Consider the following 24482-nt stretch of genomic DNA (forward strand, 5'->3'; position numbering starts at 1 on the left):
GCCGCTTCCAGTTAGCAGAACGCCGTTGTTCTGAATCGCGCCGCTTGTAACAGCTCAGCCGGAGCTTGATCTTGCGCTATCTCAAATACGCGCGGTGCGGATCAGGCCAAGCTCCGCGGCCCTGAATGGAACCCAAGATGCGCAGCGAACCCCTGTTGGCCACAGAACCGCCCGCTCCGGTCCGGAACATCGGCGAACTTTTTGCGATTGCAATCACCCAGACCAGGCGCGCCGCCCAGCATTATCGCAAGCTCGCGGTGGCTGGCGACAAGGCCTTCGAGCCCGTCCGCTGCGTATTCGAAGTGCTGAGCGAACGGGAACAAGAACGCGCTCAAGCGATCGAAGAGAGCTGCATCGCGGCCATCGGACGCGCGCCGACCCCGGCCGATCTCCGCTGGATGCCGATGGACCTGGTTCCCGCGGAAGAGCTCTCCGATCTCGAGAACTCGCTACTGTCGACCGCCTATGGCGCATGGGCCCTCGCCGTCAGGCACCGCGAACGTGCTTTCATCTTCTGGACTTATGTTGCGGCGCTCGCGGAAACCGGAAGCGTGCGCACGGCCGCCGAGGGTATGGCCCGCGAGGCGCTACGTGACGGCAATCTGCTTCGTCGCGAACGCCGCTTGGCATGGCGGGCCGAGCGAAGAGAGGCTGTTGCGGGAGACACGCCGGCAGCCAACGAGCTGTCCTCGGCAGCGTTGCTCGAAAGCCTGCTTCTCCGGGACATCTATCGGTGGTCGCAGGAGGCGCCCGCGCCACAGCGACGCCACCTCCTGTCCCTGATCGGAGACGGCTCACAAGGTCCGATGCCCGGGGCAAACGATGCGCTGCCGCACGCTGAGGCACTCGACGAGATCAAGCGTCGCGCGCTTCGTCACGCGGAGCAATTGTCTTCGATTTATCTGGATGAGGCCGACAGGGCCGTCGACCAGTCCCGGCTGGAACTGGCGCAGCAGCTCGCGGCGCGCTCTATCGCCCGGCTGGCAGACCTTCGGACCATCGCATCCCAGGCTGAATGATAGACATCTGATGTCTGCGAGGTTTGCGCAGCGACAAAGACATGATCCGCATTCTGGTTGATGCTGAGCCATGAAACAACAGCAGCTTGTCGATCACCCGCCCCAAGAAACGACTATTGATGTCCGCGCGATTCCGCGGCCGATGCGTCACCCCCTGATCTTCAACACGTTTGATCAGCTGGACGAAGGGCAGTTCTTCTCTGTCGTGAGTGACCACGACCCGCGTCCGCTGCGCTACCTGTTCGATATCAAGTACCCGGGCGCGTTCACCTGGGACTATGTCGAAAGCGGCCCGGATCTCTGGCGTGTCTGCGTCGGCCGTGCCGCCCACGATGAATGAGCCACCAGATCCAATCATTCTTCCGGCGCCACGCCGATCCCGGCCAGACGGCCCCGCTTCTTTAGCGGGGCACGACCGCGGTCGCCTCGATCTCGACGCGCGCGGTCGGCTCGACGAGACGGACGACCTGCACCAGCGCCATGCTGGGATAGTGGGTGCCGACGGCCTCGCGGTAGACCTTGCCGAGTGCCTTGAGGTTGGCAACGTACTCGTCCATGTCCACGACATACCAGGTCAGGCGTACCAGATGATCCGGCCGGGCGCCGCCTTCGGCCAGGATTGCGACGATGTTTTCGAGCGTCTGACGCACCTGCGCGACAAACCCGTCGGCGAACCGGCCAGAAGTGTCCCAGCCGACAACGCCGCCGGTGACGACGTAGCGTCCGTCGGCCATCATGCCGTTGGCATATCCCTTCGGCTGCGGCCATCCGCTCGGCTGGAGCACCTGCAAGCCGTTGCTTTTGGCGGCCGCGGTGGCAGCCGGCAGTCTCATCGCACTCATCGATCTCTCTCTATCATCTCAGCGCGGCTTCAGGAGCTCGCGGGCCACGATCAGTTTCTGGACTTCGGTTGCACCTTCGTAGATGCGCAGCGCGCGGATTTCGCGGTAGAGGCTTTCGACAACCTCGCCCTTGCGCACGCCGCGGCCGCCGAACATCTGCACGGCGCGGTCAATGACGCGCTGCGCCGTCTCGGTGGCCGTAAGTTTTGCCATCGCGGCTTCACGCGTGGTCGGCAGCTTCTGGACGTCGCGGCGCCACGCCGCGCGGTAGGTCAATAGCGCAGCCGCGTCGGTGTCGGTCGCCATGTCGCCGAGCGCGGCCTGCGTGAGCTGGAGATCGCCGAGCGTCGCACCAAACATGTGCCGGCTGCGCGCATGCGAAAGCGCCTCGTCGAGCGCGCGCCGTGCGAAGCCAAGGGCGGCCGCCGCGACCGACGCGCGAAAAATGTCCAGCGTCTGCATCGCGAGCTTGAACCCGCCACCGGGCGCACCGAGACGGCGGCTCGCCGGAATGCGACAGTTCGTAAAGCGCAGCGTGGCGAGCGGATGCGGTGCGATCACGTCGATCCGTTCGGCAATGCTGAACCCGGGATCATCAGGATACACAACGAAGGCCGAGATGCCGCGGGCGCCCGGCGCCTCGCCGGTTCGCGCAAACAGCGTGTAGACGTCGGCAATGCCGCCATTGGAGATCCAGGTCTTCTCCCCGTCGATCACATAATCGTTGCCGTCGGCGCGCGCCGTGCAAGCCATCGCCGCGACGTCAGAGCCCGCCTCCTTCTCCGACAAGGCAAAAGCCGAGAGCCATTCGCCCGAACGCACCTTTGGCAGCACCGCCTTGCGCAGCTCGGACGAGCCGCCGAGCGCGATCGCGCCGGAGCCGAGCCCCTGCATGGCGAAAGCAAAATCGGCAAGGCCGTCGGCATAGGCGAGCGACTCGCGCGACAGGCAGATCGAGCGTGAGTCGATCGTGGCCGCATCGCCATCGGGTGCTGCCACCGCACAATCGAGCAGACCCGCCTGCCCCATCGCCCGCACCAGCTTGCGGCAGGCACCGTCGACATCATCGTGGTCGATCTTGTCGAGCGCCCCCGACTGGACGAAGCGGTCAAGCGCCTCGCCTATCGTCCGGTGACGCGGCTCGAAGAACGGCCAGTCCAACCAGTCGCGCTTGATGACTTTTGCAGCGGAGCTCATCGATCACCTCCCCGGCCTACTGCGCAGCCGCCGCGGCAGCGCGCGCGAGATTGGTTTCGTACTGTCCCTTGGCGGAAAGATATTGCTTCGGCCACTCGACCGCGGTGATGCCGATACGCGCGGCCTCGTGCAGCGTCCAGGCGGGATCGGCCAAATGCGGCCGCGCGATGGCGCAGAGATCGGCGCGGCCTGCGGCGAGAATCGAGTTGGCGTGGTCGGCCTCCGAGATCGCGCCGACCGCGATGGTCTCGATGCCGACCTCGTTGCGGATCAAGTCGGCGAACGGCGTCTGAAACAGGCGTCCGTAGATCGGTCGCTCCTCCTTCCACACCTGTCCCGACGAGCAGTCGATCACGTCGGCGCCGGCGTCCTTGAACATCGCCGCAAAGATCGCCGCATCGGCCGGCATGTTGCCGCCCTCGGTCCAGTCGTGGCACGACAGACGCACCGACATCGGCCGATCGGACGGCCATGCGTCGCGCATGGCGCGGAACACTTCCAGCGGAAAGCGGGCACGATTTTCGTGACTGCCGCCGTAGTCGTCCGTGCGCCGGTTGGTCAGCGGCGACAGGAAGCTCGACAGCAGATAGCCGTGGGCGCAGTGCAGCTCGAGCCACTCGACGCCGGCCCCGGCCGCGCGCCGCGTCGCCGCGACGAAATCGTCGCGCACGCGGTCCATGTCGTTGCGATCCACCGCGCGCGGCAACTGGCTGTGTGGCAGATACGGCAAAGCCGACGCGGAGATCACAGGCCAGTCGCCGGACTCCAGCGGTTGATCGATCCCTTCCCAGGGCACCCTGGTCGCACCCTTGCGTCCGGCATGACCAAGCTGAATGCCCACCTTGGCGTGTCCGACGCCATGGACGAGATCGACCAGGCGCCGCCACTGCGCGGCCTGCGCGTCGTTCCACAGCCCGAGACAGCCCGGCGTGATCCGCGCATCCGGCGAGACGCAGGTCATCTCGGCAAAAATCAATCCGGCGCCGCCCATGGCGCGTGCGCCGAGATGGGCGATATGAAAGTCGTTGAGCAGCCCGTCCTGCGCCGAATACATCGCCATCGGCGAGACCATGATGCGGTTCGCGAGCGACAGGCCGCGCACGCGGTGCGGCGTCAGCATCGGCGGCGGCACCCGTTCGCCATCCCGCACATTGATCCCCGCGCGCGCGGCGAACCAGCGCTCAAAACCTTCGAGCCAGGTCCGGTCGCGCAGGCGCAAATTCTCGTGGCTGATGCGCTGCGAGCGCGTCAGCATGGAATAGAAGAATTGCGGCGGCTCCAGCGTGTCGGCATAGCGCCGGCCCACCACCTCGAACCATTCCATGGCGTTGCGCGCGGCGTTCTGGATCCGCGCGACGTCGACACGGCGCACCTCTTCATAGGCCTCCAGCACGGTCGGAATACTGGCCCGGTCGTGGCCGTGTCGGTCGAACTGGTTGGCAAGCTCGATGGCGTCGTCGAGCGCGAGCTTGGTGCCGGAGCCGATGGCGAAATGGGCGGTGTGCGCGGCGTCCCCCATCAGCACGACGTGAGAGCGGCCATTGAACACGCTCCATTTGCCACAGATCAGCCGGCTGAAATTGAGCCAGGCCGAGCCGCGGAGGTGACGCGCGTTGGTCAGGAGCCTTGCGCCGTCCAGCGTCTCGGCAAAGATCTTTTCGCAGAAGTCGATCGAGCCCTGCTGATCCATGTCGCCGAGCCCGTGGGCCTCATAGGCCTCTTCCGTGGTCTCGATGATGAAGGTCGAAGTCTCCGCATCGAACTTGTAGATATGCGCCTGGAACCAGCCATGCTCGGTCTTCTGGAAATCAAAGGTGAAGGCGTCGAACGCCTTCTTGGTGCCAAGCCAGATGTATCGGTTCGGCCGGATCACCATGTCGGGCTTGAACTGCTCGGCGTAGCGGGCGCGGATGCGCGAGTTGACGCCGTCGCAGGCGACGATCAGGTCGGCGTCCGGATATTCGAGATCGGACTCGACATCGCGCTCGAAGACGAGCTCGACGCCGAGCGCCTCGCAGCGCCGCTGCAGGATGTTGAGCAGATGCTTGCGCCCGATGCCGATGAAGCCGTGGCCGGTGGTGCGCTGGCGCGTCCCCTTGAAGACGAGCTCGATGTCGTCCCAATGGTTGAATGCGTCCTCGATCTCAGTGGCGCTTTCGGGGTCCGCGATCCGCATCGCGGCCATCATGGCGTCGGAAAACACCACGCCCCACCCGAACGTATCGTAGGGCTTGTTGCGCTCGACCACCGAGACGACGTGCTCGGGATGCCGCCGCTTCATGAGGAGACCTAGGTAGAGCCCGGCCGGGCCGCCGCCGATACAGACTATGCGCATGATCCCTCGCTTTCGCGCGTCGCGCCGTGTGCTGGCCGAAATTACTTTAAGCCTAAAATAATTCTCCGCCGAACCGATTGTCAAGGCGGTTGTCGGTGGGCCCCGCTGGTAGCCGGCCCGTTGCAACATCGGTCTGGTGACAAGCTTGGAATTGAGGATCCGCCCGCGCCGATTCGTGGCCCGGACGGGCGAGCCTTGAAATTACTTTTGGCACGAACTATCTTGCTGCCCACCCAGGAAAGCCCCGACAGGCTTTCCGACCCAGGAGATCGATTTGGCAGTCGCAAAGGAATCCCCGTCCGTTTCGCCCAGGAACGGGGCCGATCAGGAGGCCGAGTACAGGGCCCAGACCCGGCTGTGGCTGCGGCTCCTGGCCTGCACGACACTGATCGAGGGGGAATTGCGGCGAAGGTTCCGCGAGGAATTCGACTTCACGATGCCCCGCTTCGACGTGCTCGCCCAGCTCGACCGCGAGCCCAGCGGGCTGGTGCTGGGCGAACTGCCCAAGCGTCTGATGGTGTCGGCCGGCAACCTCACGCCGATCGTGGATCGCCTGGTCGAGGACGGCTACATCACAAGGACGCCGTCGAACCTGGACCGGCGCGTGCAGATCGTCTGCATGACGGTCGAGGGCCGAAAGGCGTTCCGGCGCATGGCCAAGAGCCATGGCTCGTGGCTCGCCGAACTGTTGGCCGAGTTTCCGACCGAGCGGCTCGACGGGTTGATCGGCGAGCTCGACGAGCTCAAGGGCGCCGTTAGGGACGCGCTGCAAAAGTCCTAAAGCGCGACGCGCTTTAGCTCTCTTTTTTGAGCATGATCTTATCGGAAAAACCGCTGCGCACTTTTCCGGATCATGCTCTAGCGCCGTACCTTGATGCCGGCGACCTCGCGGTCCCAGGTATCCGCCGTCACGCCCGCATCGCGGAGCGCACCCTTCTTGATCTTGCCGTTCTCCGTCAGCGGCATCGCGCTGACGATGCGCACATAGCGGGGAATCGCGAAATAAGCGATCTGCCCTTCGCAATGCCTGACGATGTCCACGGGTTCCAGCGACTGGCCGGGCTCCAGAAGAATTGCGGCTGCGACCTCGTCCTCACCCAGCTCCGACGGCAGCGGATAGATCGCGCAGGCCGCGACTGCCGGATGGGATGAAATGGTCTGCTCGACCTCCCATGACGACACGTTCTCGCCCCGCCTGCGGATCGAATCCTTCATGCGATCGATGAAGCGGTAATGTCCGTCCGAATCGCGCACGACGCGATCGCCGGAATGGAACCAGAGGTTTCGCCACGCCTCGACCGTCTTCTCCGGCATGCCAAAATATCCAGTTGCAAACGCAAAGGGCTCTTTCGCGCGAAGCACGAGCTCACCCGCCTGCCCGTCCGGGAGAGCCGAATCGTTCTCGTCCACGATCCCTGCCTCGATGCCGTCGGCGAGGTAGCCCATCGTCCCCGGACGGTCCGACGGGATGGTGCCTGCGAACACAAAGTTAGTCTCAGTCGAGCCGTAGCCGTCGACGAGCGGCACACCGAACCGTTCGAGGAAGGGATGGTGGATCTGCGGCGGCACACCGCCGCCAAGCGCAACGCGAAGCCGGTGCGCGGAGTCGTCGGCAGTTGCCGGCTGCGCCAGCAGCATCGAGGCCATGGCGCCGAGCAGATAGCCGACTGTCGCCTCGTGTCGACGCGCCGCGGCCCAGAAGCCGGATGCGGAAAACTTTGGCTCCAGCACATAGGTGCAGCCGTTCAGGACGGCCTGATAGAACGCGTTCAGCGCATTGGTATGAAACAGCGGCAGCGTCGTGAACAGCACGTCGCCTTCGCTGATGCCAAGCGCGCGCGCCGAATAGATCCCCCACCAGAACAGTTGCGCCTGTGGACAGCACACGCCCTTTGCTGGCCCGGTGGTGCCCGACGTGTAGAGGATGGCGACGGTGTCGCCCGGACGCACGGCACCGGCCGGTGCTCCTGCTCCGAGAGTCGGCAGCGGCATCGGCGAAAGCCGTGTGGCCGCCGCTTCGGCGGGAGACCCGATCACCCACGTCTGCGACGGCAGCTCGACCTCCGCATCGACGGTGTCGAAGGCGGCAAGGAACGGCGCTTCGACGACGAGCAGCGCGGGACGCGAATTGCGCAGGATGTGCGAAAGCTGGAAGCCGCGCAGCGCCGTATTGATCGGGACGACGATCGCGCCCAGCCACGCGCAGCCGAGATAGACCTGGAGAAACTCCGGCCGGTTCGAACACATCAACGCGACCCGCTCGCCGGGCTCGATCCCTGCGTCGACCAGTGTCTGCGCGGATGCGGCCGCGATCGCCGCAGTCTGTGCATAGGTCCAGCGCGTCTCGCCGGCGACCAGCAGGACGCCATCGCCGTAGCGCTCGGCCTGCCGTGCGAGGATCGTGGAGAGAATACGATCAGGCGGCGGAAATAGCTCGACCGCGCGCGACCAGGCCGGCGCTACGTTGCGCTCTCTGACTCCTGCCTGCAAATTGCTCTCCGTCACGGCCTTCGCTCAGGGCAGCAACTTGTATTTGCCGTCCTCGATCTGAACCAGGATACGCGAGCGGTCGTCGACGCCATGCCGGTCCGCCGGCGTATAGGTGTAGACGCCTTGCGTGCCCACCACGTCCTTGGTCGTGAACAGCGCCTGGCGCAGCGCGGTGCGGAATTCCGGCGAACCCGGCTTGGCGCCGGTCGCCATCGCACGCTTGGCCGCATCGGCAAACACCAACCAGCCGTCGAAGGAGTAGGACGAGAACGAGTCGGTCGGCGCCTCGCCGTTCGCCTTCTCGAACGCGGAGCGAAACGCCAGCGCTACCTTCTGGATCGGATTGCTCGCCGGCAATTGCTCGGCCGCGGTGACCGGCCCGGTCGGGCAGATGATGCCGTTGGCCGCCTTGCCGGCCAGCCGCAGGAAGTCGGCGCTGATCATCCCGTGATTGCCGTAGAGCGGCCCCTTGTAGCCGCGTTCGGAGAGCGCAATGACCGGGAGCGCGCCGGGCGTGCCGGTGCCACCGAGCATGATGGCATCGGGTTTGGCTGCGAGCGCGCGCAGCACCTGCGCCGTCACAGAGGAGTCGGATCGCGCGTAACGCTCGTTGGCGATGACCTTGATGTCGGCCGTCTTCGCAGCTTGCTCGAGCGAATTGTACATGAGGTCGCCGAACGCGTCGGAGAAGCCGATGAACGCGACGGTCTTGAGACCCCGCGCCTTCATATGGTCGACGATGCCCTGGACGAGCAAAGGCGTTGGCTGCGGCGTCTGCACCACCCACGGGCCACCATCGCCAGGCGGCACGGGTGCGATCGGCGACACCGCGATCATCGGCACCTTCATCTCGATCGCGGCGGTTGCCATCGCTAGCGTCTGCGGCGCGCCTGATGTGCCGATGAGAATATCAACCTTCTCCTGTTCGACGAGCTTGCGCGCGTTGCGGGTCGACGCGGTCGGATCGGACCCGTCGTCGAGCTGGATGATGCGCAGCTTCTCGCCATTGATCTCGCCGATAGAGGCCTGGCCCGCCGCGATCCCCTTGCCGTTGGGAATCCCGATCGACGACACTGGCCCGCTAAGGCCGGTGACGAAGCCGACGAGAATCTCCGCTTGCGCCACCTGCGGAATGGCGAGGAGCAGCGCGGTCGAGGCCAGCAGGTTTTTGATTGACTTCATGGCACCTGTCTTTCGTGAGTGTTTCTTGTTCTGATTGGCAAGCGCCACTCGTTCGTCAGTTCGACCCGACCAGAGCGATCACGCGGAGCGGACTGCCGGAGCCGTTCTGGATCTTGAGTGGCGATGCCACGATGACCGCGCCGGTGGCCGGAAGCTGGTCCAGATTGCAGAGGCACTGCAAACCGTAGCGACCCGCGCCGTGCAGAAAGTGATGCGCCGGATAAGGCGGGTCCATATGTCCGGCCTGCCCGGCATCGGTGCCGATGGTCTCGGTGCCGAAGCCGATGACGCCGCGCTCCTCGACCAGCCACTTCATCACGGCCGGGTTCGGACCCGGCGTATGCGCGCCGTCATCCCTGAGATTGGCGTAGTCGCGCCAACCCTTCTTGGACCAGTCGGTCCGCAGCAGAACCCAGTGACGCGCGGGAATCTTTCCGTGTTGGGCTTCCCAGGCCTCGACAATAGGCACGGTCAGCAAAAAGTCCGGGTCCTTTGCGGCTTGCGCGGAGCAGTCGATGACGCAGGCCGGCGCGATCATGTCCTTGGCCGGCATGGTGTCGACCGCGTTGTTCGGAAGATCCTTGCCGGTGAACCAGTGGATCGGTGCGTCGAAATGCGTGCCGGTGTGCTCGCCGAAGGTGACGTTATTCCAGTACCAGGCGGGACCGCGACCGTCGTAACGCGAGATCTCCTGGATGCGCACGGGTGCGGCTTGGCCGAACTCCGGCGGCAGCACGATGACGGGGAAGTCCGGACTGAGCGTAAAAGTCAGGTCGACGACGCGCACTGCGCCGGAGGAAACCGCATTTGCCAGCTCCAGGAGACTCTTGGTTTGCATCGTCACGTCCTCCGGCTTGGTTGAAGTTTCGATTTTATCTGTCGAGCTCGCGCTCGAGTGCTTTCGGATTGGCCGCGAGACGCTGCCGGATCTCTTCGGCGACATCCCCGACATACATCTCTTCCAGTCCGCTCCTGAGCCCCGACACTATGGCCAGCGCGATCGCACGCGGCGCCACTTTTGGCGGCGGCACGGTCTGGAACCATTCGGTATCGACGGGACCGGTGAAGAGGTTCATGACCTTGACGCCGCCGGGCCTCAGCTCGCTGCGAAGGCAATGCGACAGCGACAGGCAGGCCGCTTGCGAGGCCGAATAGGCGCCGAAGGCGGGCCAGTTCGCGAGGGCATAGACCGAGAGGATGTTGACCCAGGCGACACTGTTGTTGATGCCGTCGGCCCCGCGCATCCGCATCGCCGGCCCAAAGGCCTGCGCAAGATTGATGAAGCCGAGATAGGCCTGGTCGACTTCGTCCCGCGCGATGCTCGTGCCCTTGCGGTCCAGCAGGCCGCCGGGCCGCACATATTCGGTTGTGTTGACGAGGATATCGACCTTGCCGCCGATATCGGCCGCGAGGTCGGTGGCGGACTTTTCATCGGCAGCGTCGAGCGCGACGATCTCGATCCCGTCCTGCCCGCGCAGCAGCTTTTCACCGGCAAACGGCCGCCACGGTTCTGCGACGCCGACGAACACGGTCTTTGCGCCGGCGGCCTTCAACGCGGCAACGGCTTCCTGACCGACGACGGTCCGGCCATTGGTCACGAGCACGCGCCTGAATTTTGGATCCGCGGTCATCTCACGCCACTGCTTGTCGTCTGCCATGTTGGGCGTCTCCCCCTCCGGTCGGGCAAAGGCCACCGCCTGGCCGGCCTTGTCGAGCTGAAGCGACATGCTGATAGCCGCGCCCTCCGCGCAGTCGGCATGGAGATGCGCAACGATGGTCGGGCCGCAGTCCATCTTGACGAGGCCGATCCGCCACGGCGCCCGCTCGCGAAAATATACGTCGCTCGGCACGCGCGCAGTGGTCTCGGCGAGCAGCACGCCGCGGCGCGGCGCATCGACGAATCCAAGATCGGCCGACAGGCAGGACGGGCACGCTTCACGCGCGGGATAGGCAAAAGCGCCGCAAGCCTCGCAGCGCTGCAGCATGAAGCGTCCTTCGGCTGCGGCGCGCGTAAAACCGTGCGATCGCCTGCTGCGCGGGCGCGGCGGCGACGTCGGCAGCCGCGTCCGCAGCAATGGATTCTTGCGCTTGGGCGGCTCAATCGGATCGATCATCGCGAAGGCCCTGCAAAGATCGCAGCGCCGGAGGCAAGTCCGCGATCGTAGTTGATCATACCGAAACCCGAGGCCAAACCGAGGCTCGCATTCTTCACCTGTGTGGGCCCTGCGGTTCCCAAGACCTGCCGCAGCCCTTCGACCAGCCCGAGATAGGCACCGGCGGCGCCCGCCTGCCCGGCCGATAGCTGGCCGCCCGAGGTGTTGTGCGGGAAATCGCCGTCAATGGTGAGGTCGTGCGCGCGCACGAAGGCGGCGCCCTCGCCCTTGCCGCAGAAGCCGAGGTCCTCGAACTGCATCATCGTGATGACGGGGTAGTCGTCATAGGTCTGCACGAACGAGAGATCGTCAGCCTTCACGCCGGCCATCGCATAGAGCTCGCCGATGTCCATCGCCCAGCCGCCGCGCACCTGCATCGGATCGTCGGCGAACGCGTTGTGCCGCTCGATCGTCGACAGAAGTCTTGCAGCAGGCAGCCCCAGCGATTTGGCGGTCTCGTCCCGCATTACCAAAAAGGCCTCGGCGCCGGCGCAGGGCATGACGCAGTCGAAGAGGTGGATGGGATCGGAAATCGGACGGGCTGCCAGATATTGCTCGATCGTCAGCGGCGTCTTCATCAGCGCGTGCGGATTGCGTAACGCATTGGCGCGTTGGGCCACCGCGATCTGGCCTATATCCTCGCGCGTGATGCCAAAGGTCCGCATGTAGTTGCGGGCAATGAGCGCAAAACTCGAATTGGCGCCACCCGCGCCGTAGGGGTAGACGGCGTCCTGGTTGAAGCGCGAGAAATTCTCCAGCGTCAGGCGAAAGGAATCGACGTGGTTGGTGTCGCCGGCGATGCACGCCACGATGTCGGCATCCCGCGCCTGCACCGCGCGCGCCGCCTTGCGCAACGCCGCAATCGCGCTGGCACCGCCGAGCGGAATCGTATCCAGCCATCGCACGCAGAGCCCAAAGTGCTGCGTCAGGCCGACGCCGCTGTCCGTGCCCATGGTGAAGCTGGAGACGCAGAGACCGTCGATATCGGATGCCTTGATGCCGGCCTGCGCGACGAGCCCGGCGAGCGCGCGGCCGATCCACCACTGCGCGCTTTCGATGGAATAGCGCACATAGGGCACGGTGACGGGCGCGGCCATCACGACGCCGTCATAGGGGGTGCGCAGCGAAGTCGTCACAGCTCGCCTGCCTCGGTCATGCGCCTCAGATCACCGTCAGCTTGACGGCAATATTGCCGCGCGTTGCGTTCGAATAGGGGCAACGCTCGTGCGCGCCCGCGACGACCGATTCCGCGGTCGATTTGTCGACTCCCGGAAGATTGACCTTGAGCTCGACGGCGAGCGCATAGCCGACCGGAACCGGACCCATCGCGACCTTCGCGGTCACTGACGGTTCTGCCGACGGTACGACCTTCCTTGTGCGCGCCACGAGCTTGACCGCGCCGAGGAAGCACGCGGCATAGCCGGCCGCAAAGAGCTGCTCGGGATTGGTGCCTTCGCCGCCCGGACCGCCCATCGACTTCGGCAGGGACAGCGACACCGACAACAGGCCGTCGGTGCTGGCGGCCTTGCCGTCACGGCCACCGGTTGCCGTCACTTCGGTTTCATAGAGAATCTTTTCAGGCGTCATCATATCCGGTCTCCAGACTCTAGCTGCCCTTACGCGCGAGCAGCGCGCGGAAATCACTCCGCGCCTGGGCACTGGCGCGCTTGAAGCTCGGTCCGCGGCTCGGCTCGGTACCGTTGAGTTGGCGGAGCTGCACCCACATCTCGGCGCTCTTCAGCGCCACCGCCGCGCAGTTGACGACGGGCGCATGCCCGATCTTGAGGCCGTGCTCCCGTCCGATCAGAAGGCCCGGCAGCACGCCGGCAGGAATCACGACGTCGGCGCCGCGTTCGATCAGCGGCTGCGCGCAGGCGACGAAATCCTCGATCATGCGGGCGTGCGCGGCCTGATCGCCTGCGAACGCTCTGGCAAAATCCTCCGGCTTGCAGCCGAGACCGGTGACGTGAACGATGCGGTCACCGATGCCGTAACGCTCGGCCTGCTCGTAGTGCCAGATCTCGAACACGGGATCGAGCGTCACCAGGCCAAGGCGCCGGCCAAGTTGCGAGGCCGCAAGCAGCGTCGCTTCGCCAGTTCCGATCACGGGAATGTCGAGCGCCGAGCGCAGCTCGTAGAGGCCGGGATCCTGGAAGTGTCCCATCACGAAGGCGTCGAACCCGCTCTCCTCGGCCGCGATGCCGTTGTCGATGGCCTGCACGGCGCAACGCAGTTCGGCAAGCCGGCCGAACTCGCGGTCCGGCGGCGAAATCCCCTCGACGTGAATCGTCGTGCCTGCGGCTGCAATGTTGTTGAGGTACTCCGACAGCAGCGCCATGTAGGGTGCGTTCACGCTCGCATCAACGAAGCTTTGCCAGAAGATGCGCATCGTCCTTCTCCTCAAACACTCATGGGAGGATCGGTTCGTCGGCCGCCGATGAATATATTTCAACCATAAACTAATCGGCGCGTCAAATACGCACGCCGGCGCCCGCGAGGCGCATCGCGCTGCAACAGCGCGCACGGCCGTTTTTCAGGGGTCTGTGATGAAGGATTTGGCGGATGCGGGCGAAATTGTATGCAGCAACATTTTTTTCTGACAGCCCCGTGACACCTGTTGACGGAGCCACGGATATTACTTTAGGCTTTAAGTAATCCTCCACCGGTCGGGAGCCGGTGGCCATGACAATGATGTTGCAGGGCACCGATTTTGAGAAACTCAATCGTGTGGGTAGTCGCCGGGCCGGGACAGGCGGCAGCAGCGTCGCCAGTCGCACATCGCGATTTTGGCAACGACCTTTCATCGCTTCGCAAATCGTCCGGTCTACGCCGATGCGTCAGCCATTCGAGCGGCCAGCGTCGCCATGGCTGCTGACATCAAGCGAAACGAACTCCTTTTGGCCTCGCCTGTTGTTCGGCGCTGCAGCAACGCTTTCATACCCTTTTATCAACGGAGGAGAACGCATATGCGCAAGACTCTGAGCTTCCTCGCACTTGCCGCCGGCGTGCTGGCGGCGCCGGCCGCGCAGGCCGACATCACGATCGGCTTCGTGACCTCGCTGAGCGGCAACGGCTCATCGATCGGCATTCCCTACGGGCGCGGCATCAATGCCGCCTATGAATACAAGAAGACGATCGGCGGCGAGACCGTCCGCCTGATCCAGCTCGATGACGGCTCGGATCCGTCGGCCGCCACTCGCAATGCGCGCAAGCTCGTCGAGGAAGAGAAGGTCGACCTCCTCATCGGTACGGCCACTGCCCCCTCCACCATCGCCATGGCCGCCGTTGCGAGCGAGCTGAAGGTGCCGATGATTGCGGTCTCCCCGATCGGCAAGCTGCCGGAATCGCCGGAGCAGTGGGTCGTCTCGGTGCCGCAGCCGGCCTCGCTGCTGGTCAAGATCGTCGCCGATCGCATGAAGCGCGATAAGATGAAGAACATCGGCTACATCGGCTTCTCCGATGCCTGGGGCGATCTCGTCTACAACGGCGCCAAGGCGGCCGAAACCGTCGACGACATCAAGATCCAGACCAACGAACGCTACGCCCGCACCGACACCTCGGTGACCGCGCAGATCCTCAAGGTGATGGCGCCGCGGCCCGACGCCGTGCTGATCGGCGGCTCCGGCACGCAAGGCGCGCTGCCGCTCCTGACGCTTGCCGAGCGCGGCTTCAAGGGCAACACCTACGGCACGGTGGCGCTGGTCAATCCAGACTTCGTCAATGTCGGCGGCAAGGCGGCCGACGGCATCCAGGTGTCCGCCGGTCCCGTGATCGTCGCTGAACAGCTTCCAGACGATCATTTTGCCAAGAAGATCGCGCTGGATTTCCGCGCCGTCTACCAGAAGACCCACAACATCCCGACCACCGACGGCTTCTCCGCCTACTCCTTTGACGCCTGGCTGATTTTTGCCAATGCCGCCGAGCGTGCGCTCAAGACCGCAAAACCCGGCACGGCCGAATTCCGCGCCGCGCTGCGCGACGCGATCCTCAGCACCAAGGAGCTGCCGGGCGTGCATGCCGTCTACAACTTCAAGCCCGGTGCGGTGACCGGCGTCGACGAGCGTGCGCTCGTCGTCGTGCGCCTGACCGGCGGCGCCTGGAAGTACGCGCCGTAGTCCGAAGGCAACGGGCAGCCAGAACGAGGAAACCACGTCTCCATGACGAGCGACATCGCAGCCATCCTTGGGATCGACGGGATCGCCACCGGCGCAGTCTATGCGCTGGTGGCGATCGGGACCGTCCTCATCTTCACGGTGACGCGGGTCATCTTCATTCCCTTCGGCGACATCGCGGCGTTCACCGCACTGACGCTGGCGGCGCTCGATGCCAAGCGCTTTCCGGGAACCGGCGCGCTGGTCGTGATCCTCGCTTGCCTGGCGACTTTGATCGAGATCCTCTCGCTGCTGCGCGCCGGCGAGCTTCGGCTGCTGCCGCGCGCGCTGCTGTTCTATCTGGCGCTTCCCCTCGCCGTGGTCGGCGCGGCCTGGCTCACGATGCGGCTGGATCCGCCCCTGGCGGTCAGGCTGATCCTCGCGCTGATGCTGATCATGCCGATCTCGCCGCTGCTCGACCGCATCGTGTTCCGTCCGATCGCCGACGGCACGGTTCTTCTGCTGCTGACGGTCTCGGTGGCGCTGCACTTTGCGCTTGTCGGCCTTGGCCTGCTGTTCTTCGGCCCTGAGGGCGTGCGGACCGAACCGCTAACCTCGCTCTCGACGGAGTTCGCGGGCGTCCTGATCTCGGGCCAGACCATGCTGATCGTGATCGCGGCGCTGGTCTTCAGCGGCCTGCTCTATCTCTTCTTCGACTTCACGCTGGTCGGCAAATCGCTGCGCGCCACCGCCGTGAACCGGACCGGCTCTCGCCTGATGGGCATCAGACCCGCGCGCGCCGGCACCATCGCTTATCTGCTGGGCTCGCTGATGGCCGGCGTCTCCGGTATTTTGATCGCGCCCGTCAACACCGTGTTCTACGACTCCGGCTTCCTGATCGGCCTCAAGGCCTTCGTCGGCGCGATCGTCGGCGGCATGACCAGCTATCCCGGCGCTGCGATCGGCGCCGTCGGCGTCGGCATCCTCGAAAGCTTCGCCTCGTTCGAGAGCAGTGCGCTGAAGGACGTCATCGTGTTCTCGCTGCTGATCCCGATCCTGATCTGGCGGTCCCTCGCCTCGCTGCATTCCGAGGAGGAGATCGAGGAATGACGCGCTCCCAGATTCAGCTCGCCGCGCTTGCGGCCGTAGTGTGCCTCGCAGCTGCCCCCTTCGTGCTGAGCCCGTTCAGCATCACGCTGATGAACTATATCGGCATCTATTCGCTGGTCGCGATCGGGCTGGCGCTGCTGACCGGCGTCGGTGGCATCGTGTCGTTCGGACAGGCGGCCTTCGTCGGCGTCGCCGCTTACGCAACCGCGTGGGTGTCCGCGCTGAACGGGCAATCGCCCTGGCTCGGCCTGTTGTTCGGCGTTGTGTTGACCTGCGGTGTCGCGACCGTTCTGGGCGTCGTCACCTTGCGGCTTCAGGGCCATTTCCTGTCGCTTTCCACCGTCGCCTGGGGCCTCGCCATCGGCTTCCTCTTTGGCAATGTCGAGGGGCTCGGCCGCTTCAACGGCATCTCGTCGATCCCGCCGATCAGCTTGGGATCGTACGCCCTCGTCACGAGCTCCCAGATCTATTTCCTGATCTGGGGCATCGTCGCCGCCGTCCTCGTTCTCGGCTACAACCTCCTGGACTCCCGGCTCGGCCGTGCCATGCGCGCGCTGCGCGGCGGCAACACGCTGGTCGAGAGCCTCGGCATCAACGCCTTCCGGATCAAGCTTGCGACCTTCGTGATCGCGGCCTTTCTCGCCTCGCTCTCCGGCTGGCTCTACGCCCACCTCAGCCGTTTCATCAGCCCCGGGCCGTTCGACGCCGGCATGGGCATCGAATATCTCATGATGTCGATGGTCGGCGGCGCGGGCAGCCTGCTCGGCGGTGTCGTCGGCGCGGCCATCGTGACGCTTTTGAAGAACAGCGTGCAGGACTATCTGCCGCTGATTGCCAAGGGCGCGTCGGGCCAACTCGAGATCGTCGCTTTCTCGGCGCTGTTCATCCTGTTCCTGCAATGGGCGCGGCAGGGCATCGTGCCGTTCGTGGCGCGCTATCTGCCAAAGGCAAAGCGCGAGCGGCCACAGCCGGCCCCGCCATTGCCGCGCCGGTCACAGCCGAAACCGGGCGAGCTGCTTCTGAAGGTCGACGGCGCCGAGCGCCGGTTCGGCGGCCTCATCGCGGTCAACAATGTCAGCTTCGAAGTGCGCTCCGGCGAAATCCTTGCGGTCATCGGTCCGAACGGCGCCGGCAAGAGCACGATGTTCAACTGCCTGACCGGCGCGCTCCGGGTCAACAAGGGCGAGATCGTTTTTGCGGGCCGCCCGATCACGCGCGATGCGCAATCGCGGATCGCCAAGGCCGGCATCGCACGCACGTTCCAGCACGTCAAACTCAGGCCCCGCATGAGCCTGTTGGAAAACGTCATGCTCGGCACCTATGCCCGCACCCGCACCGGTCTCTTTGCGGGCGCCTTCCGCCTCAACCAGCGCGAGGAAGCCAGCGCCCGGCACGAGGCGCTGACACAACTCGAACGCGTCGGGCTCGGCGACAAGCCATTCGAGCTCGCCGGCAATCTCCCCCTCGGCAATCAACGCATCCTGGAGATCGCGCGCGCGCTCGCAGCCGACCCCGCCCTGCTGGTGCTCGACGAGCCCGCTGCCGGCCTGCGCCGCCAGGAGAAGCTGCGGCTTGCCGAGCTTTTGCGCTCGCTGCGCGCCGACCACCTCACCATTTTGATCGTCGAGCACGACATGGAGTTCGTGATGTCGCTGGTCGACCGCATCGTCGTGCTCGACTTTGGCTCAAAGCTCTGCGAGGGCCCGCCGAGCGCGATCCGCAGCGACGAGCGTGTGCAAGAGGCCTATCTCGGAGGCGTCGCATGACCGCGATGTTTTCCATGACCGACGTGACCGTCTGCTACGACAATGTCGAGGCTGTCCGGAACGTCTCGCTGGCCGTCGAGGAAGGCCAGATCGTCACCGTGATCGGCCCGAACGGCGCCGGCAAGACCACGCTGCTGATGGCCGCGATCGGCCTGCTGGCTTCGCGCGGCCGCATGGAGTTTCAAGGCAACGACATCGGAAAACTGGCCGTCGAGGACCGCGTCGAGCGCAGGCTGTGCCTGGTGCCGGAGAAGCGCGAGCTGTTTGCGGACATGTCGGTCGCCGACAACCTCCTGCTCGGCTCCTACAGCCTGCGCGACCGCTCCGGCGTCCAGAAGACGCTGGACGAGGTCTATGACCGCTTCCCCCGCCTGAAAGAACGCCAGCGCCAGGCCGCCGGCACGCTCTCGGGCGGCGAGCGCCAGATGCTCGCGCTCGGGCGCGCGCTGATGGCAAAGCCCAAGCTGTTGATGCTGGACGAGCCGAGCTTGGGCCTCGCGCCGCTGATCGTGCGCGAGATCTTTCGCACCATCGCGTCGCTGCGCGACCTCGGCGTCTCGATCCTGCTGGTCGAGCAGAACGCCCGCGCCGCGCTGGAGACGGCCGATTACGGCTATGTGCTCGAGACCGGCGAGGTCGTGCAATCCGGCCCCGCCAAGGACCTTATCCACGATCCCCGGCTGATCACCGCCTATCTCGGCGGGCACTGAAAACCGGGTTCGGCCGGAGGGCTTTGTGGCCGCACCACTAAAGCATCGAAACAACCCCATGCACAGTAGCCGGCGGGTGGCGGCGCGAGAGCTTCGTATTTTACGAAATTATCTTGACACGTCGGGCAAATCGGGGGTATATCGCCATCATCGCAGCACTTCCCAAGTCCGCTATCCGACCAGCCGAGGGCGGCGGCGGTTTGCGAGCGGGTTCTCTGCCAGCAAGGCCCGCAGCCATTCGCGGAAGCTGACGATTTCGGGACAATCCGCGGTGCCTTCAGGGGCAATCAGCCAATCACCCAGACCGGATCCCGCATTGACCCGGTCGCAGCGATAGCCCGGATGGTGGCCAAGACCGCGGGCGATCAGCAGATCGACCTTACCCTCGACCAGCTCGTGCAAACCGGCGGGCTGTAGCACCCGCAAACCGATGTCCGTATGCGCGCTGCGAAACGCCGCCAGATCGAGGCGGCGCAGGTCGAAGCTGGCATGAACGCCCAATTGCAGCAGCACGCTACCCGTCGGCTTCAATTGCGAGGTCGCGTCCGCGATGTGGCGAAATCCTTCGGAGACCCCGGGCAGATAGGCCTGACCGGCCGCGGTCAGAATGAGCTGCTTATGCAGCCGCTCGAACAGCTGCACGCCGAGGCGCGCCTCCAGCGCTTTCACCTGCTGCCCCACGGCGGCGGGCGTCACGTGCAGCTCGTGAGCGGCCAGTTTGAAGCTGAGATGCCGCGCGGCGGCCTCGAAGGCGCGCAGCGCGTTCAGGGGTGGAAGTGTGTACGTCATCGCGCGGGAGTTTGACACCGATGGGCCGTAGCCTTGCAATAGATTTTCTTGCGCTGAACCGCAGCAAAGATGCTTTGCGCCGCGACGATGTCGGCGGCTACGGTCGGTTCTCATCTCAGGGAGTTCTCATGCCGCGCCGACTGGACCATTTCGTCATCTGCGTTCACGACCTCGCGCAGGCAGCCTTGGACTGGCAAAGGCTCGGCTTTGCCCTGACGCCGACCGGGGTGCACCCCTTCGGAACCAGCAACCGGCTGGCGATGTTCGAAAACAATTTCTTCGAGCTATTGGCCGTCACCGACGCAGCGGCGGTGCCGCCGGCCACATCAGGCCATTTCAGCTTCGCCGCGCACAATCGCGAATTCCTCGGGAGTGCCGAGGGAATGTCGATGCTGGTCCTGCACACCACCGACGCCCACGCCGACGCGGCGCGTTTCCGCAGCCGCGGCATCGGCGCCTATGCGCCGTTCGATTTTGGCCGCGACGCGGTGCTGCCGGGCGGGACCACGGCGCGCGTCGCGTTCTCGCTGGCCTTTGCCACCGATCCCGCGATGCCCGGCCTCGCCTTCTTCACCTGCCAGCAACGCCATGCGCCAAAACTGTTCTGGAAGCCGGAGTATCAGCGTCACCCCAACGGCGCCCTGCGCGTGACCGAGGTGGTGATGTCGGCGCCGGAGCCGATGAAACACCGAGCCTTCCTCGAGCACTTCGCGGAAGATACCGCCGAGCCCGTACCCGAAGGACTGACAATCGGCCAGCGCGGCGACCGGATTACGGTGCTGGGGCCGGCCGAGATAGCGCGCCGGCTGCCGGGCGTTGATGGCGGCGGAGCGCCCCGGTTTTGTGCGGCGCGCATCGCGGTCGGCGATCTCGATGCCACCGCACGAACCTTGAAAGGTAACGGCGTCGCGTTCGAGGTCAGGGGCGCCGTGCTGCTGGTTCCGTCCGTCGCTTCGCATGGGCTGGCACTGGAATTCGCCGAACAGGAGACGAACTGAGATGGTTCATATCGTCAGCCACAATCCCGCAACGGTCCACCCTCCCGTGGGCGGTTACTGCATGGGACTTGAATTGACGCAGCATCGCCGCCTGCTGTTCATCAGCGGCCAGGTGCCCGAGAGATCCGACGGCGCCGTGCCCGACGGTTTCGAGGCGCAATGCGAGCAGGCCTGGCGCAACGTCATGGCAGTGCTCGCCGACGCCGGCCTTGGCGTCGAGCATCTGGTCAAGGTCACCACGTTCCTGACCGACAGGAGTCAGGTCGTGACCAACCGCGCCATTCGTCGCAAAATGCTCGGGGACCATCAGCCTGCATTGACGGTCATGGTCGCCGAGACCGTTGACAGCAAATGGTTGTTGGAGATCGAAGCGATTGCCGCGGATTGACCTGCTTCGCCGACTTGCAATGAACCAATTGTGTCAGGTGTCCAATGGCTGAGACCAATCATCCCTTTTACGAACAGCATCGCGGTGCAATGGAGGCCGCCATGCGCCAGCGCCTCGACCTTGCCGAAGCGACGTTGTGCGAGCGCGCGCATCTCACCGATATGGATGGGATCAGGCAGGAGGTGATGAACGAATTCGAGATCGTGCTCACCCAAATGCCCTATGTCGGAGGCGCGGTAAGTCGCATGAGCGACTTCTTCATGCGTCTCATTGGCTTCATGGCGATCAGCCGGGTGCTCCGGCGACACGGCGTTCCGCTGCCCGTGATCGGCGACATCGAGCGAGAGACCTACAAGGCGCAATTGCTGACGGTGCCCGAAGCAGAACGTCTGGCCTCGGGGCGTCAATTCCTGTCGTCAGAGAACCAGATTTTGCTGCGCGAGCAGGCGGCCAAGAGCGCTACAGAGAGCCACCAGAACGAATTTCCGGAAGATTTCGTCTACGATTTCGTCGAGCCGGGCCCGGGTGACACCTTTGAATTCGGCATCGACTACAGGGCATGCGGCTTCTGCAAATTTGCAGGCCGCCATGGAGACAAGGAAATCCTGCCGAACATTTGCGGGCTTGATTTCGACGCCTATGCCACGCGCGGCATCCACCTGGAAAGGACGCAGACGCTGGCTGGCGGCGCGAGCCACTGCAATTTCCGATTCTCGCGGCTTGCGTCTGATTAGACCGTAGGATGGGTTGAGCCCTTGCGAAACCCATCGCTTGCCGCCGCGATTACATCAAACGGCATTGCCGTCCGTGCGTACATCATTGATGGGTTTCGCTACGCTCTACCCATCCTTGTATTAGCCCGATCGCTTATATTGAGCCGTTCCGTGAGGAATGGCCCAGCCCGGGTGGCCGCCCGAGCTGGGCCGCCGTTCGATCGGATCGGTACCCATCGAAGCCTTGAGGGCTGTCTGACGTAGCGAGATCGCGACCGGCACTTCATCGGGACCCGAATGGTTGAACGAACTTTAGGTTCGCATAACAAGGGAGGGATCGACGAAGATGGTCAAGCATATCACGATCTGTGCCGGTATCGATACCGGCAAACGGAAGCTTGATGTGGCGATCGAAGGCCGCCGCGAGCCGCTGCAGGTGGAGAACACGTCGGAAGGTCACGAGGCTTTGTCGGCGTGGCTGCGACAGAATCGCGTCAAACGCATTGGCATCGAGGCGAGCGGCGGTTACGAACAGCCGGTCGTCGCCGAACTGCGGCGCAAGCGGTTTGTGGTTGTGGTGTTCCAGCCGGCCCAGGTCCGGGCTTATGCCAAATTCCACTTGCAGCGGGCCAAGAACGATAAGATCGATGCCGCTCTTATCGCAGCCTGCACCGCAGCGGTGCGGAAGATCCATGCCGCTCCCGATCCTCGGTTGCTGCCGTTCGCCGAGCAACTGACCATGATCGATCAGATCGGCGAGGATATCGCGCGCCTCAAGAACAGGATCGAGAGCTGCCGCAATGTGAGGATTAACCAGCTCTGGCACGAGGATATCGCTCGCCTGGAGCAACGTGAGAAGGCCGCACTCAAGGCTCTGGTCGCCTCGATCTGCAAGCATCCCGACCTTGCCAGGAGGCTCGCGCTGATCAACAGCGTCGCCGGCATCGGGCTGCCGACCGCCGTTGCCATCCTGGTGCGTCTGCCTGAGATCGGCCGGATCACGCGGGAGCAAGCTGTCGCTCTCGCCGGCCTTGCGCCCTATGACGACGACAGCGGCGACCAGGTCGGTGTTCGGCATATCGAGGGCGGACGAAAGCGGCTGCGTCGCGCTCTTTATACCGCTTCACTGGCTGCATCGTTTCGATGGAATCCGCAGCTCATCCAGCTCTACCGGAGGCTGACCGCAGCCGGAAAGGAACACAAGCGCGCGCTCGTTGCCTGCGCCAGGAAGATGCTCATCTTCGCCAACACGGTGGTAGCTCGCGGCACGCCATGGTGCGGCGAACCGCCGGCGGGATCATTCTCTGTTTCTTAGTTCGACCGGGACGCGTTTCTTCGTCCCGACCTACGGCCCCTCACGACGTCGCGCGCAGCGTCCGTCAAGGATGGCCGTCGTTTGCCCCAACTTCACGCGATCTGCCGCCAGGCCACGCCTTGACGGACGCGAGCACGGCGTCATCATGAAGACGCCGACGACTAAACGGCGTAAAGCACAGCCGCCATTTAATGGTTGCTACGAGCTACGAGCTGCTGTTTGATGATGGGACGCCCGAGGCTTGCCGTTCCTTCGCTTCGTAGTATTCGGCTGAGAACTTGATTGACCATCGCGCGAAGAATGAACGCAATTCCTGAGTGGGCTTTTCGACGCCGAAATGTTCGGCGACATGCGCCTCGCGCAGCCACCTCACCGCCGAGGTGAGGCCGGCCGTGCGCTCGAGCCGCTCAACCGCCGCGATTCCGGCAATCTCTGCCTGCCGATAGCGAAAGCCGAATTTTCTGATGACATACACGCACTTGATGGTTTCGTAGCCCCTGAAAACGAATTGAACGAATGGATGTTTTTTGGCCTGCGGCCAGGCAGCCGGGTAGACCGGTAGCACCAAAAGCTTGCTCTTCGCGATGACCGTTGCGAGCGGATGCAAGAGTTGCATCCAAGCTGGCCAGGATGTGACCTTGGCAAACAATACCGCGTGCATCGCCGTTGCAGCCCCGAAAGAGATCGGCAGCCAAAGTACTGCGCACAGGATCACGAGCAATGCGGTGCTCGGCGTAAGATGCCGGCACTTTCTGAACACCCATGCCATGCCGCCTTCAAAGGTATCATGTACAGCTTGTTCGAACGCCCGATAGCTGATCTTGCGCCGGAACCACAACCAGTTCCGGCGAATCGATCTACTCCATCGTCGACGTTTCGCCTCGGATAGGGGAAGGATGCGCAACGCGCCGTTTATGACGGTAACGATCACATCGCCGAGAACCTTGGCCGCGAAGAGCGGAAGCCAGACAATCTGCATTGCCAGCGGGAAGGCGTAGTCGAGCATCCGGATCAAGATCGAAAGAACGAAGCGGAGGGTCTTGCTTGTGGCGAGCGTGACAACAACAAGTGGGATGATAATCACATCGTCGATGGCACCGCGGAAGCGGCTTTCCTCCGTCCATGCCGGGTGACGACCATCGGTCACTGTGCAACGTCCAGGCTGAGAACGCGGGATCGTGCCGGCTCAAATTAGCATATTACAAGCCCGTAGGATGGATTGAGTTCTTGCGAAACCCATCGCTTGGGCGGCGCGTCACGTCAAACGGAGCTGCTGTGCCGTGTGTGCCATCATTAATGGGTTTCGCTGCGCTCTACCCATCCTTGTATTAGCCCGATCGCTTATATTGAGCCGTTCCGTGAGGAATGGCCCAGCCCGGGTGGC

The 24482-nt window shown here is 64.3% G+C and carries 23 protein-coding genes; 11 read left to right on the forward strand and 12 right to left on the reverse strand.

Annotation, left to right across the window (positions count from 1 at the left end):
* Nucleotides 1–137: 137 nt before the first annotated feature.
* Nucleotides 138–1019, forward strand: coding sequence for a ferritin family protein (locus KUF59_RS27755; RefSeq protein WP_212459273.1), 882 nt, complete (start codon nucleotides 138–140; stop codon nucleotides 1017–1019).
* Between the two features lie 70 nt (nucleotides 1020–1089).
* Nucleotides 1090–1359, forward strand: coding sequence for a DUF2249 domain-containing protein (locus KUF59_RS27760; RefSeq protein WP_212459274.1), 270 nt, complete (start codon nucleotides 1090–1092; stop codon nucleotides 1357–1359).
* 61 nt (nucleotides 1360–1420) lie between these two features.
* Here the strand turns inward: KUF59_RS27760 and KUF59_RS27765 are convergent, their stop codons facing one another.
* The 3 genes from KUF59_RS27765 to KUF59_RS27775 are packed head-to-tail and all read right to left on the reverse strand — an operon-like array spanning nucleotide 1421 to nucleotide 5393.
* Nucleotides 1421–1861 (reverse strand): RidA family protein, encoded by a 441-nt coding sequence (locus tag KUF59_RS27765; RefSeq protein ID WP_212459275.1) that lies wholly within the window; start codon nucleotides 1859–1861, stop codon nucleotides 1421–1423.
* An 18-nt stretch (nucleotides 1862–1879) separates the two neighbouring features.
* Nucleotides 1880–3058: an acyl-CoA dehydrogenase family protein gene (locus KUF59_RS27770; protein ID WP_212459276.1), complete on the reverse strand. Its 1179-nt coding sequence runs from the start codon at nucleotides 3056–3058 to the stop codon at nucleotides 1880–1882.
* Between the two features lie 16 nt (nucleotides 3059–3074).
* On the reverse strand, nucleotides 3075–5393 hold the full coding sequence (locus tag KUF59_RS27775) for a bifunctional salicylyl-CoA 5-hydroxylase/oxidoreductase (RefSeq protein WP_212459277.1): 2319 nt from the start codon (nucleotides 5391–5393) through the stop codon (nucleotides 3075–3077).
* 274 nt (nucleotides 5394–5667) lie between these two features.
* Here KUF59_RS27775 and KUF59_RS27780 point away from each other — a divergent pair, with 274 nt between their 5' ends.
* The gene (locus KUF59_RS27780) at nucleotides 5668–6174 is read left to right on the forward strand and encodes a MarR family winged helix-turn-helix transcriptional regulator (protein ID WP_212459278.1); all 507 of its coding nucleotides are present in this window, start codon (nucleotides 5668–5670) and stop codon (nucleotides 6172–6174) included.
* Nucleotides 6175–6251: 77 nt separating this feature from the next.
* Here KUF59_RS27780 and KUF59_RS27785 read toward each other — a convergent pair whose 3' ends face one another.
* The 7 genes from KUF59_RS27785 to KUF59_RS27815 are packed head-to-tail and all read right to left on the reverse strand — an operon-like array spanning nucleotide 6252 to nucleotide 13607.
* Nucleotides 6252–7883: an ATP-dependent acyl-CoA ligase gene (locus KUF59_RS27785; protein WP_249140407.1), complete on the reverse strand. Its 1632-nt coding sequence runs from the start codon at nucleotides 7881–7883 to the stop codon at nucleotides 6252–6254.
* 24 nt (nucleotides 7884–7907) lie between these two features.
* Nucleotides 7908–9065 (reverse strand): ABC transporter substrate-binding protein, encoded by a 1158-nt coding sequence (locus tag KUF59_RS27790; RefSeq protein ID WP_212459280.1) that lies wholly within the window; start codon nucleotides 9063–9065, stop codon nucleotides 7908–7910.
* 55 nt (nucleotides 9066–9120) lie between these two features.
* Complete coding sequence (locus tag KUF59_RS27795; RefSeq protein ID WP_212459281.1) at nucleotides 9121–9903, reverse strand: cyclase family protein; 783 nt, start codon at nucleotides 9901–9903, stop codon at nucleotides 9121–9123.
* Nucleotides 9904–9937: 34 nt separating this feature from the next.
* Nucleotides 9938–11179 (reverse strand): SDR family NAD(P)-dependent oxidoreductase, encoded by a 1242-nt coding sequence (locus KUF59_RS27800; RefSeq protein WP_212459282.1) that lies wholly within the window; start codon nucleotides 11177–11179, stop codon nucleotides 9938–9940.
* Nucleotides 11176–12354: a thiolase family protein gene (locus KUF59_RS27805; RefSeq protein ID WP_212459283.1), complete on the reverse strand. Its 1179-nt coding sequence runs from the start codon at nucleotides 12352–12354 to the stop codon at nucleotides 11176–11178. Before KUF59_RS27805 ends, KUF59_RS27800 begins: the two co-directional genes overlap by 4 nt.
* Nucleotides 12355–12379: 25 nt before the next feature.
* The gene (locus KUF59_RS27810; protein WP_309500868.1) at nucleotides 12380–12808 is read right to left on the reverse strand and encodes an organic hydroperoxide resistance protein; all 429 of its coding nucleotides are present in this window, start codon (nucleotides 12806–12808) and stop codon (nucleotides 12380–12382) included.
* Nucleotides 12809–12824: 16 nt separating this feature from the next.
* Nucleotides 12825–13607, reverse strand: a complete 783-nt coding sequence (locus tag KUF59_RS27815) for an aspartate/glutamate racemase family protein (protein ID WP_212459284.1) — start codon at nucleotides 13605–13607, stop codon at nucleotides 12825–12827.
* A gap of 577 nt (nucleotides 13608–14184) precedes the next feature.
* Here KUF59_RS27815 and KUF59_RS27820 point away from each other — a divergent pair.
* The 4 genes from KUF59_RS27820 to KUF59_RS27835 are packed head-to-tail and all read left to right on the forward strand — an operon-like array spanning nucleotide 14185 to nucleotide 18895.
* Nucleotides 14185–15333 carry an ABC transporter substrate-binding protein gene (locus tag KUF59_RS27820; RefSeq protein WP_212459285.1) on the forward strand — a complete coding sequence of 383 codons (1149 nt, stop codon included), beginning with the start codon at nucleotides 14185–14187 and terminating at the stop codon, nucleotides 15331–15333.
* Nucleotides 15334–15375: 42 nt separating this feature from the next.
* Nucleotides 15376–16419 (forward strand): branched-chain amino acid ABC transporter permease, encoded by a 1044-nt coding sequence (locus KUF59_RS27825; RefSeq protein WP_212459286.1) that lies wholly within the window; start codon nucleotides 15376–15378, stop codon nucleotides 16417–16419.
* Nucleotides 16416–18185 (forward strand): branched-chain amino acid ABC transporter ATP-binding protein/permease, encoded by a 1770-nt coding sequence (locus KUF59_RS27830; RefSeq protein ID WP_212459287.1) that lies wholly within the window; start codon nucleotides 16416–16418, stop codon nucleotides 18183–18185. The genes KUF59_RS27825 and KUF59_RS27830 overlap by 4 nt, the downstream gene beginning before the upstream one ends.
* Complete coding sequence (locus tag KUF59_RS27835) at nucleotides 18182–18895, forward strand: ABC transporter ATP-binding protein (RefSeq protein ID WP_212459288.1); 714 nt, start codon at nucleotides 18182–18184, stop codon at nucleotides 18893–18895. Before KUF59_RS27830 ends, KUF59_RS27835 begins: the two co-directional genes overlap by 4 nt.
* A gap of 171 nt (nucleotides 18896–19066) precedes the next feature.
* On the opposite strand, the gene KUF59_RS27840 is transcribed toward KUF59_RS27835, so the two are convergent.
* Nucleotides 19067–19684, reverse strand: a complete 618-nt coding sequence (locus tag KUF59_RS27840) for a LysR family transcriptional regulator (protein ID WP_212459289.1) — start codon at nucleotides 19682–19684, stop codon at nucleotides 19067–19069.
* Between the two features lie 128 nt (nucleotides 19685–19812).
* Between KUF59_RS27840 and KUF59_RS27845 the strand changes: the two genes are divergently transcribed.
* From KUF59_RS27845 to KUF59_RS27860, 4 genes are all read left to right on the forward strand, one after another.
* Complete coding sequence (locus tag KUF59_RS27845) at nucleotides 19813–20682, forward strand: VOC family protein (protein ID WP_212459290.1); 870 nt, start codon at nucleotides 19813–19815, stop codon at nucleotides 20680–20682.
* Between the two features lies 1 nt (nucleotide 20683).
* Nucleotides 20684–21070 (forward strand): RidA family protein, encoded by a 387-nt coding sequence (locus KUF59_RS27850; RefSeq protein ID WP_212459291.1) that lies wholly within the window; start codon nucleotides 20684–20686, stop codon nucleotides 21068–21070.
* Between the two features lie 44 nt (nucleotides 21071–21114).
* Entirely contained in the window at nucleotides 21115–21804 is a 690-nt protein-coding gene (locus KUF59_RS27855; protein WP_212459292.1) for an L-2-amino-thiazoline-4-carboxylic acid hydrolase, read from the forward strand.
* Between the two features lie 325 nt (nucleotides 21805–22129).
* Nucleotides 22130–23098 carry an IS110 family RNA-guided transposase gene (locus KUF59_RS27860; protein ID WP_258767225.1) on the forward strand — a complete coding sequence of 323 codons (969 nt, stop codon included), beginning with the start codon at nucleotides 22130–22132 and terminating at the stop codon, nucleotides 23096–23098.
* Nucleotides 23099–23303: 205 nt separating this feature from the next.
* Here the strand turns inward: KUF59_RS27860 and KUF59_RS27865 are convergent, their stop codons facing one another.
* Nucleotides 23304–24245 carry a hypothetical protein gene (locus KUF59_RS27865; RefSeq protein WP_212462925.1) on the reverse strand — a complete coding sequence of 314 codons (942 nt, stop codon included), beginning with the start codon at nucleotides 24243–24245 and terminating at the stop codon, nucleotides 23304–23306.
* Between the last annotated feature and the right edge of the window lie 237 nt (nucleotides 24246–24482).

The sequence above is a fragment of the Bradyrhizobium arachidis genome (genome assembly GCF_024758505.1).
GTDB classification, from domain to species: Bacteria; Pseudomonadota; Alphaproteobacteria; order Rhizobiales; family Xanthobacteraceae; genus Bradyrhizobium; species Bradyrhizobium manausense_C.